Source organism: Salipiger sp. ABN3_019, from assembly GCF_056158605.1.
This window is the reverse complement of the sequence record NZ_JBSWTP010000003.1, coordinates 68790-83223: the sequence shown is the minus strand read 5'-3', so window position 1 is coordinate 83223 and position 14434 is coordinate 68790. Positions and strand designations below refer to the sequence as shown.

Here is a 14434-nt window from a genome sequence, read left to right as displayed (position 1 = left end):
ACAGAAAGATGCGCGCGATGGGCGAGGAGCAGGAAAAAAAACCGCGGGCCAGCCGAAAAGGTCAGGGCCGCGGCGTCACCATGGAGGCAGTGGGCAGGCTGGCGGGCGTCAGTCAGGTCACTGTCTCTCGTGCGTTGTCGGACCCGTCGAAAGTGTCGCCCGCAACGCTTGCGAAGATCAAGGAAGCTATCGCGCAGACGGGTTTTGTGCCCAATGCGCTGGCCGGGGCGCTGGCGACCAGCAAGTCGATGCTGATCTCGGCGCTGGTGCCGTCGATCACCAACATCGTTTACTCCTCGATGGTGAAGGCCTTCTCGGAAGAGATGCGCGAGGAGGGGTATCAAATCCTGCTCTCGGAAACCGGCTTTGGTCCCGAGGATGAGGAAAAGCTGATCTCCGCACACCTGTCGCGGCGGCCCGATGCGATGTTCCTCACCGGCATCCACCATTCGGCGCAGGCGCGGCGGATGCTGCTCGGGGCCGAGATCCCGGTGGCCGAGGTTTGGGACATCACCGACAGCCCGATCGACTTCTGCGTCGGCTTCAGCCACGTCGAGACCGGCCGGGCCGTCGCCGAGTTCGCGTGGAATGCGGGCTACCGCACGGTTGGCACCGTCTCTGCCGGGGACGAACGGGCCCGCCGCCGCAGCGAGGCCTTCGTGCAGGAATGGCAAAAACATGTCCCCGGCGACGTGCCGCGCGCGCTCTTCGACGCGCAGGCGTCGCTGGCCAATGGCCGCGCGGCGCTGCGGCAGTTGCTCGAACAGGGGTTCACCGGCGGGCTGATCCAATGCTCGTCCGACCTGCTGGCGCATGGCGTCATGGTCGAGGCGCAGGCGCAGGGGTTTGACGTGCCGGGGCAGATCGCCGTGGTCGGCTTCGGCGATCAGGAGTTCGCGGCCTCGGTCGAGCCGGGGATCACCACGGTGCGGGTAGATATGGCCGCCTTCGGGCGCGCCGCAGCCCAAAGCATGCTGGCGCGTCTGCGCGGTGACAAAGACGGGTCTTCGGTCATCGACCTCGGCTTTGAGGTGGTGCGGCGCGGCTCCGCCTGAGAGCCGCGCGCCTTTAAGAACGCTCGGTTACGGATCATCCTGCGCCGCGTCGATCACCAGCAGCAGCCGAGTCTCGCCGCTGCCGTCGATCGGCGGCGAGCGGTGCAGCAGCCCGCAGGGCAGATCGCCGGGCCAGAGCCGTCCGCGGAACAGGCCCACCGCGCCCGCCTGCATCTGGTTCACCTGCTCCGGCGCGCCCGCCTCGCTGGCAAGCCCGTATTGCGTGCCCGCGCCGCGATAGGTGCAGAGCAGCCGGGCGGGCACGTAGTCCACGTGGAACTTGCTGCAGGCATTGCCGCGCACCACGTCGAGTCGGATTTGCAGCGCGTCGTGGCCGGTGATGCGCGAGAACTCGGCAGCGAGGCGGGCGACGTCCTGCGCCAGAAGCGCCTGACCGGCGTCCGCCCCGCTGCGGGCCGCCCGGCAGGCACCTTGCACCAGATCCGCGACGCCGCGCAGCGGAACGCTGGCGCGCAGCCCGGGCAGGCGGGTGTCGGGCAGCGCGTCGAGCCATTGGCTGAACAGCGGCGGCAGGCGGCGCTGCCAGATCGCGGCGGCGCAGCCGGGCCGGTGCAGGTCGCGCAGGACCTCCACCGAGCCGCCCTCGACCACGTCGCAGGCCGCTGCGCCTCTGGCGAGGTCCAGCATCACGCCGCCTGCGGCGCGCGCCGCCAGCCGGGGAAGGGGTCGGGCAGGTCCTGCCATTGCTGCGGCGCGAAATTGGCCTCGTCGCCCACCAGCGCCGCATCGAGCGCGGCGCAGATCGCCGCCTTGTCCATGCCGGAGCCGATGAACACCAGCTCCTGCCGCCGGTCGCCGAAGGGCTCGCGCCAGTGCTGCTTGAGATAGGCCACCGCCTGCGGGTGATCGGGCCAGCGCGCCTGCGGCACCGTGGCCCACCACATGCCCATCGGCTTGACGCTGCTCAGCGCTCCGGCCAGCGAGTATTCGGCGAGCCAATCGGGCCGCGTGGCGATCCAGAAATGCCCCTTGGCGCGGATCACCCCCGGCAGATCGCCGTTCAGCACATCGTGGACCTTCTGCGGGTGGAACGGCCGCCGCGCCCGGTAGACGAAAGACGAGACGCCGTATTCCTCGGTCTCGGGCACATGGTCAGCAAAGCCGTAAAGCTCCTTGGCCCACATCGGGTGCAGATGCGCCTTGTCGAAATCAAAAAGCCCGGTGCCCATGATGCGCTCAGAGGCGACCTTGCCGTAGTTGGTCTCGATGATCTGCGCATCGGGGTTGAGCGAGGCGACGATCTTGCGCGCCGCATCGACCCGCTCGGGGCCTGCGTCGCTGACCTTGTTGAGCACCACCACATCGGCGAACTCGATCTGGTCGACCAGCAGATCGACCAATGTGCGGTCATCCTCATCGCCAAGGCTCTCGCCCCGGTCGCGGATGAAATCGTGACTGGAATAGTCCTTCAGCAGGTTAACCGTGTCGACCACGGTCACCATCGTGTCGAGCCGGGCGATGTCCGACAGGCTTTCGCCGAACTCGTCGCGGAAGTCGAAGGTGGCGGCCACGGGCAGCGGCTCTGCGATGCCAGTGCCTTCGATCAGCAAGTAGTCAAAGCGCCCCTCATCGGCGAGCCGGCGCACCTCCAGCAGCAGATCGTCGCGCAGCGTGCAGCAGATGCAGCCGTTGCTCATCTCGACCAGCTTCTCTTCGGTGTGGCTGAGATCGGCGCCACCCTCGCGCACCAGATCGGCGTCGATGTTCACCTCGGACATGTCGTTGACGATCACCGCGACGCGGCGGCCTTCGCGGTTGTTGAGCACGTCGTTCAGGAGGGTGGTCTTCCCGGCTCCGAGAAAGCCCGAAAGGACGGTAACGGGCAGGCGGGTATCCTTGGCTGGCATCAAAGTCTCCATTTCCATGAGTGGAATGTTATATCATTACACCTTATGGATGCCTCGGGGCGCCTGCAACCCGGATTCCGCACGAAAGTTGAGGCGCGGCGGCAGACGCCGCCCGAACCTCGCGAAAAAGAAGGCTCTTCGCCGTGATGCGCAACATGCGGGTGGTTTGCGGCGCCGGTTGGACGCAAGGCCCCAGAGTGCCCCGCATGACCGGCACAGGCGCATCCGCATGGCATCATGCCTCACGGCAAAGATTTTTTCTTGGGTGGGGTTGATTCATGCTGGGGCTGTTACTATGCGATGCGCGATCGAAGGAGACGTCTTCCACCCGGTTCAGGGTCGCAGACAGACCCCAATCGTGATCATCCAATCAAGGAAAACGACATGGATTTGACCTGCCGGGATGTGATGGTTCCCCCGGACATCCAAAGAACGGTGTCGCCGGACGCCAGCGTCGCCACGGCGTTCAACATCATCAAGCAGAGCCGTGCGCGGTTCCTGCCGGTGGTTGACGACAATGGCACATATGTCGGCGTTTTCAGCGCCCCGACGCTGCTAAAGCTGATCCTTCCCAAGGCCGCGCTGATCAATCACAGCTTTGAGCCCTCGCGCTTCGAGACGCTGAACTTCTTCAGCCTGTCGAAGAGCGATTTCGAGGCACAGATCGCCGGGCTGAAGCACGAACGCGTTCGGGACAACATGTCTCTGCCCGAAAACATCCCCGTCGCCGCTCCGGATACCCCGGTGATGGAAGGCATCTTCAGGATCCATAAGTTCAAGCGTCACCTGATGCTGGTCGAGCCCGGCACCGGCAAGTTCGTCGGCACTGTCAGCGCGAACTCGATCCTCGACCAAGTCCTTGGCGACGCGACCATCGAGGAATAACACGTGCACACTACTGGTACTGACGCCCACGCCGGTTTTTCGCTGGCTGGCGTCCTCGGCATCGATCCTTTGTGGATCGCGACGCTCATCCTGATCGCCGTCTATGCCCTTCTGATCTCTGAGAAACTGAACCGCGCAATCCTCGCCATGCTCGGCGCGGCGCTGATGGTGGTTCTGGGAATTATCAATCAGCAGCAGGCGCTCGCCGGTGTCGACGCCAACACGCTGGCGCTGCTCATCGGGATGATGGTGATCGTGGCGATCACCTCGAAATCCGGGCTGTTCCAATATGTCGCGATCAAGGCCGCAAAGGTGGTCGGGGCAAATCCGACCGGCATCCTGATCATGCTCACGCTGATCACCGCGGTCTTTTCGGCGCTGCTCGACAATGTGACCACCGTGCTGCTGATCGCGCCGATCACCCTGCTGATCACCGATGCGCTAGACACCAAGGTGTTCCCCTTCTTCCTTGCCGAGATCCTCGCCTCGAACATCGGCGGCACGGCGACCCTGATCGGCGATCCGCCGAACATCCTGATCGGCTCCGCCGCCGGGCTCAGCTTCAACCAGTTTCTGGTGAACCTCGCGCCGATTTCGGCCATCTGCCTCGTCGTGCTCACCGGCATCATCTACCTGATGAACCGGAAGTCGTTGGCGCTCATTCCGACCTCGGCGCGCCAGAAGATCATGAACTTCGATCACACCAAGGCGATCACCGACAAGGGGCTGATGATCAAGGCGCTGTGCGTTCTGGCGCTGGTCATCTTCGGCTTTACCGTCGGGCATGGCTACGGCATCCAGCCGGGCACATCGGCGCTGTCCGGCGCGGGGCTGCTGATGCTGCTGGCCTATTGGTCGCAGGACGCGGAACATCAGAGCGAGTTGGTGCACCACATCTTTGGCGAGGTTGAATGGGTGACGATCATCTTCTTCACCGGCCTGTTCGTGATCGTCGCCGCGGTCGAGCATGTCGGTCTGTTGGAGATGTTCGCACGCTTCATACTTGATCTGACCGAGGGTGACCTGATGTGGACGGCCTTTCTGATCTTCTGGGCCTCGGGCATCCTGTCGGCGATCCTCGACAACATCCCGTTCGTCGCAACGATGATCCCGATGATCGAGGCGACCGCGGAAACCTTCGGCGCCGACAAGATCGAGCCGCTGTGGTGGTCGCTCGCGCTCGGCGCATGTTTCGGCGGCAATGGCACGTTGCTTGGTGCAAGCGCCAACCTGACCGTGGCGGCCTTTGCCGAAAAGGCAAAGCAGCCGATCAGCTTCGTGCGGTACATCAAGTATGGCTTTCCGATCATGCTGCTGACGCTGGTCCTTGCGAACGTCTACATCTGGCTGCGCTACTTCTGAGCCCGGCGCGCCGTTGCACATATGGAAGGGCTATGCCTTTGCGTGCATCGGCGCGTCGCCGCGCGCGTGACCGGGGGACGTACAAAGAAAACCGCCCTTGGCAAGAAATTCTATTGGCAGTTTTCTAGGCGTTCCGCCTGAGCGGGTGTGCCTCTCGCACATGCGCCAGAAAGGCTTGTGCCGAGGGAGAAAGCGATTGCCCGGAGCGCCGCACCAGCCCGATGCGCCGCCGCGCCCCGAAACCGGTGATCTCGCGTTGGACAAGCGTGGCCGTGCGTAGCACCGGCAGGGTCAGTGTCGGCAAGGCGGTGATCCCCAGCCCCTCGGCCACCAGCGCACCCGCGGTGGCAAGATGCGCCACCTCGAAGCGGGGCGCGAGCGTGTGCCCGATGCGCAGGCAGGCGCCGTCGATCAGTTCGCGCACACTGGTGCCCTGCGCCATGGCGATGAAGGGCATCTCGACCAGTTCTTCCCAAGTGTAGTCGCGCGCCGCGCGCAGCGGCCCGTCGGGCGCGCCGACGGCGACGAACCGGTCATCCATCAGCGGCTGAAAGGTCAGCCTGCTGCGTGCCGAGAGCGTGCCGGCAGTGAAGCCGATCTCGGCGATGCCCGCCTCGACCGCCTCGATGACGCTGCCCGAAAGCGCGTCGACGATGCGCAGATCGATGTCCGGATATTCCGCCGAGAAGCTCCGTAGCAGCCCCGGCAGCAGGCCGGCGGTCACCGAGGGCAGCCCGGCGATGGTCAGCCGCCCGTTGCGGGCCGAAAGATGCGCCTCAAACTCCGCCATGCCGTCTTCGGCGGTGTTGATCATCCGCTCTGCGACCCGTCCGAAGGCGAGGCCCGAGGCGGTGGGCGCGACATTGCGCGTGTCGCGATCGAACAGTCGGGTGCCGAGCCGGGCCTCGAGCCCGGTGATCTGCCGCGACAGAGCCGAAGGCGAGAGCGCCAGAACTTCGGCGGCGGCGCGGAACGAGCCGCAACGCAACACCACAAGGACGGCGTTGAAATCGGCGAGCGAGGGATTGGTGCGTTCCATGCACTAATAATACCCAAACTCTCACTTCCGACAACAAACTGATTGCGCCATTCTGCCCGCATGATCCCGAAACCGGGATTCCAGGGAGGAAACCATGAAATCTACGCTCTACGCCCTTGCGGGCGCGACTCTGCTTGCCGGTCCGGCACTGGCGCAGGAGACCGATCTGCTGATCGGCTCGACCTCGGCCTCGTCGAGCCACTACGGCTATTTCGTCGCCGTCGGCCAGCTGATCAACGAAAACGCCGAAGGGCTGAAGGCCTCGGTGGTCGAGACCGGCGCCACGATGGACAACATCCGCCGCATGGCGCGCGGTCAGGTCGATCTTGGCCTCGTGACCACCAACGCGGCGCAGCATGCGGTCTCGGGCACCAACGCCTTCGAGGGCAACGCGCAGGACCTGCGCCTGCTCTGGGTTTACACCAACGCGCCGCAGAACGTCATCCTGCGCAAGGACGCGGGCGTGGACAGCCTCGAAGGTCTGTCGGGCGTGCGTTTCAATCCGGGCATCAAGGGCTCGAGCACCGAGTCGACCACCGAGGCGGTGTTCAATGCGCTGGGGCTCGAGGCGGACTACGTGCGCGGCTCGACCACCGACATCGTTGGCGCGATCAAGGACAACCGCGTGGCGGGCTACGTGAAATCGGGCTCGGGCATGAAGCTCGACGGCTCGACCATGGACATCGCCACCTCGACCGACATCACCGTGGTCGGTTTGTCGGACGCCCAGGCCGACACCCTGCGCGAGAAGATGCCCGACATCTCGGTGATCGATATCCCCGAGGGTGCTGCTGACGGCATCCCCGCCTACACCACCTGGAGCTTCGGCGTCGGCGTGGCCGCGCCCGCCTCGATGGACGACGAGACCGCCTATAAGATCGTCTCGGCGATCATGGCAGACGGCAGCGCGCAGGCCAACGCCATGGCCAGCCTCAAGGGCGCGGACCTGGCGCAGATGACGCTCGACTACGGCACGGTCCCGCTGCATCCGGGCGCGGCGCGCTGGTTCGAGGAGCAGGGGCTCGAGATCCCCGCCAAGCTGCAGCCGGGGAGCTGACATGACACTGGAGCGCGTCCAGAAGGGGCTGGCGATCCTCGTCGGGGCCTTCGTCTTCTACACCGCCGCGACCGGCCCCTTCGAGGGGCTGATCCAGCGGGCGATCTTCCTCGCCCTCGTGGCCTCCCTCGGTTTCGCGCTCTACCCGCTGGGCGCCGGGAAATCCTGGCGCCCGCTCGGGCTCGCCATCGACCTCGTTCTCTGCGCGGTGACGGTGGGGGCCTGCGGCTACGTGGTCTGGAACTACGATGAAATCATGACGACGCTGCCCTGGGCGACGACGCTCGACATGGCGCTGACCGTCGGTCTGGTGCTGTCGGTGCTCGAGCTCGGGCGGCGCACGGTGGGGCTGATCTTCCCGGTGCTGGTGCTGATTGGCATCGGCTACGCGATGTTCGGCAACCTGCTTCCGGGCGCGCTGGGGCACCGCGGCTTCGATGCGGCCTTCGTGACCGAGACCATCTTCCTTGGTGATCTAGGCATCTGGGGCATGCTCACCGGCGTCGCGGCGACGGTGATCGCCGCCTTCGTGCTCTTCGGCGCGCTGCTGCTGCATTCGGGCGGCGGGCAGGCTTTCATGGATCTGGCCATGCGTCTCGGCGGCCGCCAGCCCGGCGGCGCGGCGAAGATCGCCACCATCGCCTCGGGGCTTTTCGGGATGATCTCGGGCTCGGCCGTGGCCAATGTCGCCACCACCGGCAATTTCACCATCCCGATGATGATCCGCCTCGGCTACCCGCGCCCCTTCGCGGCGGCGGTCGAGGCGGTGGCCTCCACCGGCGGGCAGATCGCGCCGCCGATCATGGGCGCCGCGGCCTTCGTCATGGCCGAGATCCTCGGGCTTCCCTATACCACCATCATTGTCGGCGCGATCCTTCCGGCGGTGCTGTTCTACGTCTCGGTCTTCGTCACCGTGCATTTTGTCGCGCAGCAGCGCGGGCTTGCCGTGGTGCCCGAGGACGAGATGCCCGACTGGAAAACCATCACCGCGCCGCGCCGGGTGCTGCCGATCCTTGCCGCGCTTGGCGGTCTGGGCATCGGCATCTGGCTTGGCCGCTCGATCGCCACCGCCGCCTTCTACGGGGTCGTCGGCCTGCTGATCGCTTTCGTCGCCACTCAGGCCGGACGGCTTAACCCGCGCGAAATGGCCGGGCGGGTGATCGACGGGCTCGAAGACGCGGGCAAGGGCATGGTGATCATCGGCGTGCTGCTCGCCGGGGCGCAGGTGCTGGTCTCGATGATCAATATGACCGGCATCGGCGTGACGCTGTCGTCGCTGATCGTCACCATGGCCGGGGACTCGGTCGTGCTGGTGGCAATCATCGTCGGGCTGGTCTGCCTGATCATGGGCATGGGCCTGCCGACCACCGCCGCCTACGTGCTGGTGGCTGCGGTGCTTGCTCCGGCGATGACCGCCGTGGGCGTCGAGCCGCTGGCCGCGCATCTCTTCGTCTTCTACTTCGCCACGATCTCGGTGATCACCCCGCCGGTCTGCGTCGCGGTCTTCGTCGGCTCGGGGATCGCCAATACCAATTGGCTGCCCGCCGCGGGCGAGGCGGTGCGGCTTGGCGCGGTGACCTATCTGGTGCCCTTCCTGCTGCTGCTCTACCCGGGCATGACCATGTCGGGCGGGCTCGTCGGGATCGTCGAGGCGGCCGCCGCGGGTATGGCGCTGGTGCTGGCGGTGCCGGCGTTGCTGAGCGGCACGCCCCTCACCGGCAGGCGCGGGATCGACATCCTGCTGCTGCTGCTGGTCATCGCGCTGGCGATCTGGCCGATGCTGATCACGCCGTTCCTGGCGCTGGCGATCTTCTTCGGCGCCCGCGCGGTGGGCCGCGCACAGGGGAGGGCGATGGCATGAGCATGGTTCGCATTGGCACCGGCGCGGGTTTTCAGGGCGACCGCATTGCCCCCGCCATCGATCTCGCCGAGCGCGGCGAGCTGGACTTCCTGGTCTTCGAATGCCTCGCCGAGCGCACCATCGCGCTGGCACAGCAGGCGCGGCTGGCCGATCCCGGGGCCGGGTTCGATCCATTGCTCCAGCGCCGCATGCGCGCCGTGCTGCCCGCCTGTGCCCGCAATGGCACGCGCATCGTCACCAATATGGGCGCGGCCAACCCCCGCGCCGCCGCCGAGCGGACGCGCGCCGTGGTGCGCGAGCTGGGCCTGCCGCTGACCGTGGCGGCGGTGACCGGCGACGATGTGCTGCCCCTCATAAGTGACTGCATCCTGACCGAGACCGGCGCCCCGGCGCGGGCGCTGGGGGAGCGGCTGATTTCGGCCAACGCCTATATCGGCGTCGCGGGCATCGTCGAGGCGCTGGACGCTGGCGCCGACATCGTGATCTGCGGCCGGGCCTCGGATCCGGCGCTCTTCCTTGCGCCGCTGGTGCACCGCTTCGGCTGGGCGATGGACGATTGGGTGCAGCTCGGACGCGGCACGCTTGTCGGCCACCTGCTGGAATGCTCGGCGCAGATCACCGGCGGCTATTTCGCCGATCCGGGAGTGAAGGACGTGCCGGATCTCGCGGATGTGGGCTTCCCGCTGGCGGAGGTCTCGGACGACGGCACCGCGGTGATCACCAAGCTGCCCGGCACCGGGGGGCTGGTCAGCCGCGCCACCTGCACCGAGCAGTTGCTCTATGAAATCCATGACCCGGCCCGCTACATGCAGCCCGACGTGGTGGCCGACTTCTCGCAGGTCGAGCTCGAGGAGATCGGCATCGACCGGGTGCGCGTCACTGGCGGATCGGGGCATCCTGCGACCGGCGAGCTCAAGGTGTCGGTCGGCTACCGCGATGGCTGGCGCGGCGAGGGGCAAATCTCTTACGCCGGGGCCAATTGCGTGGCGCGGGGACGGCTCGCTGCGGAACTGGTGCGGCAGCGCCTGTCGGACTGGGGCGGTCGGATCCTCGAAGAGCGCAGCGATCTTATCGGCCTCGATGCGGTGGCTCCCGGCGGCGCCCGCGTGGCGAGTGAGCCAAGCGAGGTGCGGCTGCGCGTTGCCGCGCGCTGCGCCGATCAGGAGACTGCGCAAAGGGTCGGCGAGGAGGTCGAGAGCCTGTATCTCTGTGGTCCTGCGGGTGGTGGCGGCGTCAGCCGGACGCACCGCGAGATCATCGCGGTTGCCTCGGCGCTGCTCCCCGCCGCATCGGTCACGGTGCGCAGCGAACTTTCCGAGACGCTCGATGCCTGAGCGTCTCGCGACCCCGGTAAGCCGAAGGACACAGCAATGAAACTGCACCAGATTGCCCATGCCCGTACCGGCGACAAAGGCGATGTCTCGAACATCTCGGTGATCGCCTACCGCGCCGAGGACTGGCCGCTGATCCAGCGCGAAGTCACCCCGCAGCGCGTGGCGCGGCACATGGGAGACGTGGCGCCCGAGGATGTGACCCGCTACGCGCTGCCGCAGCTGCACGCGCTGAACTTCGTGATCCGCGGCGCGCTGACGGGAGGGGTCACCCGCTCCTTGGCGCTGGATGCCCACGGCAAGTGCCTCGCGTCGGTGCTGCTCGAAATGAAGCTCTGAGCGCTCGATGCCTGCCGCAAGCGAGCGGGCAGACACACTGCATGCGCAAGATGCGCTATCGGGACGCGCAGGGAAGGGGGATGCGCTCGCAGCGCGGGCCCAGCAGAAGCATCTCGTCATACGCGGTGCCGACAGCGATTTCGCGAGGCGGCAAGCCCATGAGCCGTCTGGGAATATCGCTCACCATCGGCACTGCGGTCTGCAGATCGAGCCCGACCTCGCCCACCAGATTGGCAAGGCTCTGGCGCAGGTCCACATGCGCGCCCGCCAGCGCGCCTTCGGCATTGACCAGCCGGCCCTGCTCGACGTGGATATCCTGCCCGTAGAGCGTGAAGTGATCCGGCCCGCCGACGGTTGCCATCGCGTCGCTGACCGCAAAGCTCAGCCCCTTGGCAGGACGGGCGGCAAGGGCAATGCGCAGCATCGTCCAGTCGACATGGATGCCGTCGCAGATCATTCCGCACATCACATCAGAAGTCGATCGCGGCCCCCAAAAGGCCGGGGGCGCGGGACTGCATCTGGTCCATCGCGTTGAAGAGATGGGTGACGCAGGAAACGCCGCGCCCGAAGGCCGCGCGCGCCTCGTCGGCGGTGGCACTGCTGTGCCCGGCCGAAACCACCGCGCCGCTGTCGACGAGTGCCGCCAGCAGCGCCGGGTCCGCGCGCTCTGGGGCGAGGGTGATCATCACCGGCATGCCTGCGGACCGGAGCCGCTCGACCAGCGTCACGGTGCGGCGGTCGAGCGGGCGCAGGTATCTCTCGGCGTGGGTGCCACGGCGGGCGGGCGAGAAGTGCGGTCCCTCGATATGCAGGCCAAGGACGCCGGTGCTGCCGTAGCATTCGAGCGCAGCGTCTCCGGCGGCTTCGATCACCTCGGGGCGGTCGGTGATCACCGTGGGCAGGATGTCTCCGGTACCGAGAGCGCGGTGGGCCTGCGCGATACGCGCGAGCCCCTCGGGGGTGGGATCGCCGTTGACCATGGTCCCGCCGCCGCCGTTGACCTGCAGATCGGTGAGCAGCGGCGTGGCAAGATGAACCTCCGTCGCCGGTGCGGTGCCGCGCGGGCGGATCGCGGCGACCTTGCCGCCCACGAGCGCGATTTCCTGATCCTGCAGGAGCTTGCCGTTGCTCCAGAGGTAGCGCGTGGCGAGGAGGTCTTCAGAGGTCATGCCGTCACCGCATTGGCTGCGACCAGCGCGTTTCCTTCGGCATCAAAGAAGGTGCAGTCGGCGTCAGAGAAATCGAGCGATATGGCCGCGCCCTCCTGATGGCGTCTCATGCCGGTGGTGCGGACCACGACCCGCTCGCCCGACGCGAGGTCCACGTGCAGGCAAAGGTCGGCACCGAGGTATTCCTGAAAGGCCAGCGTGCCGGCGAGGCGACCGGTTCCCGGATCACAGGGGCGCAAGGCTTCGCCGCGCAGGCCGATGCGGGCGGTCCCAGTTGGCGGCGGGGCGGAAAACCGCAGCGCGGCGCCGCCCGCCTGCAGAGCGCCAGCTTCGGTCGCCCGTGCGGCGACAAGGTTCATTCCCGGATTTCCGAGGAACTGCGCGACGAAGGCATTCGCGGGGTTCGCGTAAAGCTCTTCGGGCGTGCCAACCTGCATGATCTTACCCTTGTTCAGCACCACGATCCGATCGGCGAGGGTCATCGCTTCGACCTGATCGTGGGTAACATAGAGCATGGTCGCGCCCAATTGCTTGTGCAACGCGGCGATCTCGATGCGGGTGTCGGTGCGCAGCGCCGCATCGAGGTTCGACAGCGGCTCGTCGAAGAGGAAGGCGCGCGGCTTGCGCACGATGGCACGGCCGATGGCGACGCGCTGACGCTGCCCGCCCGAGAGCGCCTTGGGCCTGCGGTCGAGATAATCTTCTATGCGCAGCGCGCGGGCGGCTTCTGCGACCCGGGCGGCGATCTCGTCTTTCGAGAGTTTCTCGTTGTGCAGCGCGAAAGCGATGTTCTCGCGCACGGTCATATGCGGATAGAGCGCGTAGGATTGGAACACCATCGACAGCCCACGCGCCTGCGGCTCGGCGCGGGTCACATCGGTGCCGTCGATGCGGATCGTCCCGCCGCTGGTCTCTTCAAGGCCGGCGATCATCCGCAGCAGGGTGGACTTGCCGCAGCCCGAGGGGCCGACAAAGACGATGAACTCGCCGCTTTCGATGGCGAGCGAGAGATCGCGGAAGATCTCGGTGCCGCCATAGGTCTTTGCGAGGGACGACAGCTCGATCGTGCTCATGTCCTTGTCCTTTCCAGCCCCTTGGGCGCGGTGATTGCGGGCTCTGTGCCGCCCGGGTGCACGGTTTCGTAATAGTCGCGAAGCTGCAAGCGGGCCGCGGCCTCTTCGTCGCAGATCACCGTCGCGCGCGGATGCATCTGTAGGGCCGAGGCTGGGCAGGCCGCGCTGAGCGGACCCTCGACCATCGCCGCCACCGCGTCGGCCTTTGCGCCACCGGTGGCCAGCAGCAGGGCCTCGCGGCTTTCCAGAATGGTGCCGATGCCGATGGTGATGGCAAGCGAGGGCACCTGCTCGTCCGGGCCGAAGAAACGGCGGTTGGCTTCGACGGTGCCGCGGGTCAGGGTCTTTATCCGGGTGCGCGATGCGAGCGACGAGGTGGGCTCGTTGAACCCGATGTGGCCGTTGGCGCCGATCCCCAGCAATTGCAGGTCGATGCCGCCTGCGGCGGCGATCTCGGCCTCGTAGCGGCGGGCTTCCTCGGCCGGGTCGGGGGCATCCCCGCGCGGCAGCCGCGCCTGCGCTGCGGGCAGGCCGATGGCGTCAAAGAGGTGGCGGGTCATGTAGTGCCGGTAGCTCTGCGGATGATCCCCCGCCAGCCCGACATATTCGTCGAGGTTGAAGCTGGTAAACCGCCGCCCGTCGCAGTCGCCGCGAGCCACGGCGGCGGCCAGCGCGGCATAGACCGGCTCCATCGTGCCGCCGGTGGCGAGGCCGAGCACCGCGTCGGGTTTGGCCACCAGCTGCGCGACGATGCGGCGGGCGGTCTCGCGCGCGGCGGCCTCGGCATCGGGAAAGATGAGGATCTTCATGGTCTATCCCTTCACGGCGCCCGAGGTCATCGAGCCGCCGATATGCTTGTACATGAACATGCCCAGCAGCGCTGGCGGCAGTGCCGAGATCACGATGATCGCCGCGGCATTGCGCCACTTGCTGTGCAGGCCGAGACCTGCCTTGAGCCAGTGAAGCCTGAATTGAGCTACCTCCATGACGCCGGATACTCCAGCAATGAAATCCATGCCGAATTCGAGATGTATTTTCGTGAAGTCGAAGAGTTTCTCAACTGCTGGAACCAAGTCACGGCTGACGTGCACGAAGACGCTCGCGCGGCTGCCTACGATTTGCACGACGCTTTGCGAAGATATCCAAGTAGTCGGGTTGCTAAGGACGCAGTCGCATGTCTGGGCGGTTTCATCGTCTCTGACGCGCCGATGATCGACACAGGGCAACTGATCCTGTCAGTTGAGGGTCAGGGGGCGGACGAATGAACTTCGGCACACATCGCCGACACCGGGGCTAACGGGCCCAGAACGCATCGAGGGTTAAAACGCTCAAGCACCGGCGGTACCTTGGCCAAGCCAAATGGCGGGCGGCATCCATGCGGCCATGTAGGATGCG

Annotated in this window: 15 protein-coding genes; 7 read left to right on the top strand and 8 right to left on the bottom strand. The window is 66.5% G+C overall.

Annotated features, from left to right (window positions below):
• The first annotated feature begins 17 nt into the window (after window positions 1–17).
• Window positions 18–1055, top strand: a complete 1038-nt coding sequence (locus ACXAD2_RS02940; protein ID WP_237220288.1) for a LacI family DNA-binding transcriptional regulator — start codon at window positions 18–20, stop codon at window positions 1053–1055.
• A 27-nt stretch (window positions 1056–1082) separates the two neighbouring features.
• Here the strand turns inward: ACXAD2_RS02940 and ACXAD2_RS02935 are convergent, their stop codons facing one another.
• Both ACXAD2_RS02935 and zigA read right to left on the bottom strand, forming a co-directional pair.
• A complete protein-coding gene (locus ACXAD2_RS02935; protein WP_475166687.1) occupies window positions 1083–1703 on the bottom strand; it encodes a DUF1826 domain-containing protein in 621 nt (206 codons plus the stop codon).
• Complete coding sequence (gene zigA, locus ACXAD2_RS02930) at window positions 1703–2923, bottom strand: zinc metallochaperone GTPase ZigA (protein WP_475166684.1); 1221 nt, start codon at window positions 2921–2923, stop codon at window positions 1703–1705. Before zigA ends, ACXAD2_RS02935 begins: the two co-directional genes overlap by 1 nt.
• Window positions 2924–3307: 384 nt before the next feature.
• Here zigA and ACXAD2_RS02925 point away from each other — a divergent pair, with 384 nt between their 5' ends.
• Together ACXAD2_RS02925 and ACXAD2_RS02920 are read left to right on the top strand one after the other, a co-directional pair.
• Entirely contained in the window at window positions 3308–3808 is a 501-nt protein-coding gene (locus ACXAD2_RS02925) for a CBS domain-containing protein (protein ID WP_475166681.1), read from the top strand.
• 3 nt (window positions 3809–3811) lie between these two features.
• Complete coding sequence (locus ACXAD2_RS02920) at window positions 3812–5170, top strand: ArsB/NhaD family transporter (RefSeq protein ID WP_475166678.1); 1359 nt, start codon at window positions 3812–3814, stop codon at window positions 5168–5170.
• A gap of 124 nt (window positions 5171–5294) precedes the next feature.
• On the opposite strand, the gene ACXAD2_RS02915 is transcribed toward ACXAD2_RS02920, so the two are convergent.
• Window positions 5295–6209: a LysR family transcriptional regulator gene (locus ACXAD2_RS02915; RefSeq protein WP_475166671.1), complete on the bottom strand. Its 915-nt coding sequence runs from the start codon at window positions 6207–6209 to the stop codon at window positions 5295–5297.
• A gap of 94 nt (window positions 6210–6303) precedes the next feature.
• Between ACXAD2_RS02915 and ACXAD2_RS02910 the strand changes: the two genes are divergently transcribed.
• The 4 genes from ACXAD2_RS02910 to ACXAD2_RS02895 are packed head-to-tail and all read left to right on the top strand — an operon-like array spanning window position 6304 to window position 10797.
• Complete coding sequence (locus ACXAD2_RS02910; protein ID WP_475166669.1) at window positions 6304–7266, top strand: TAXI family TRAP transporter solute-binding subunit; 963 nt, start codon at window positions 6304–6306, stop codon at window positions 7264–7266.
• A 1-nt stretch (window position 7267) separates the two neighbouring features.
• Window positions 7268–9127, top strand: a complete 1860-nt coding sequence (locus ACXAD2_RS02905) for a TRAP transporter permease (protein WP_475166667.1) — start codon at window positions 7268–7270, stop codon at window positions 9125–9127.
• The gene (locus tag ACXAD2_RS02900) at window positions 9124–10461 is read left to right on the top strand and encodes an acyclic terpene utilization AtuA family protein (RefSeq protein WP_475166665.1); all 1338 of its coding nucleotides are present in this window, start codon (window positions 9124–9126) and stop codon (window positions 10459–10461) included. The genes ACXAD2_RS02905 and ACXAD2_RS02900 overlap by 4 nt, the downstream gene beginning before the upstream one ends.
• 36 nt (window positions 10462–10497) lie before the next feature.
• On the top strand, window positions 10498–10797 hold the full coding sequence (locus ACXAD2_RS02895) for an AtuA-related protein (RefSeq protein WP_475166662.1): 300 nt from the start codon (window positions 10498–10500) through the stop codon (window positions 10795–10797).
• 55 nt (window positions 10798–10852) lie between these two features.
• On the opposite strand, the gene ACXAD2_RS02890 is transcribed toward ACXAD2_RS02895, so the two are convergent.
• From ACXAD2_RS02890 to ACXAD2_RS02870, 5 genes are read right to left on the bottom strand one after another with little or no spacing between them, the layout of a single operon-like run.
• Window positions 10853–11254, bottom strand: a complete 402-nt coding sequence (locus ACXAD2_RS02890) for a hypothetical protein (RefSeq protein WP_475166661.1) — start codon at window positions 11252–11254, stop codon at window positions 10853–10855.
• A gap of 13 nt (window positions 11255–11267) precedes the next feature.
• Complete coding sequence (locus tag ACXAD2_RS02885; RefSeq protein ID WP_475166659.1) at window positions 11268–11966, bottom strand: amidohydrolase family protein; 699 nt, start codon at window positions 11964–11966, stop codon at window positions 11268–11270.
• Complete coding sequence (locus ACXAD2_RS02880) at window positions 11963–13039, bottom strand: ABC transporter ATP-binding protein (RefSeq protein WP_475166656.1); 1077 nt, start codon at window positions 13037–13039, stop codon at window positions 11963–11965. The genes ACXAD2_RS02885 and ACXAD2_RS02880 overlap by 4 nt, the downstream gene beginning before the upstream one ends.
• Complete coding sequence (nagB, locus tag ACXAD2_RS02875) at window positions 13036–13848, bottom strand: glucosamine-6-phosphate deaminase (protein ID WP_475166654.1); 813 nt, start codon at window positions 13846–13848, stop codon at window positions 13036–13038. The genes ACXAD2_RS02880 and nagB overlap by 4 nt, the downstream gene beginning before the upstream one ends.
• A gap of 3 nt (window positions 13849–13851) precedes the next feature.
• Window positions 13852–14163, bottom strand: a complete 312-nt coding sequence (locus ACXAD2_RS02870; RefSeq protein ID WP_475166651.1) for a hypothetical protein — start codon at window positions 14161–14163, stop codon at window positions 13852–13854.
• Window positions 14164–14434 lie beyond the last annotated feature (271 nt).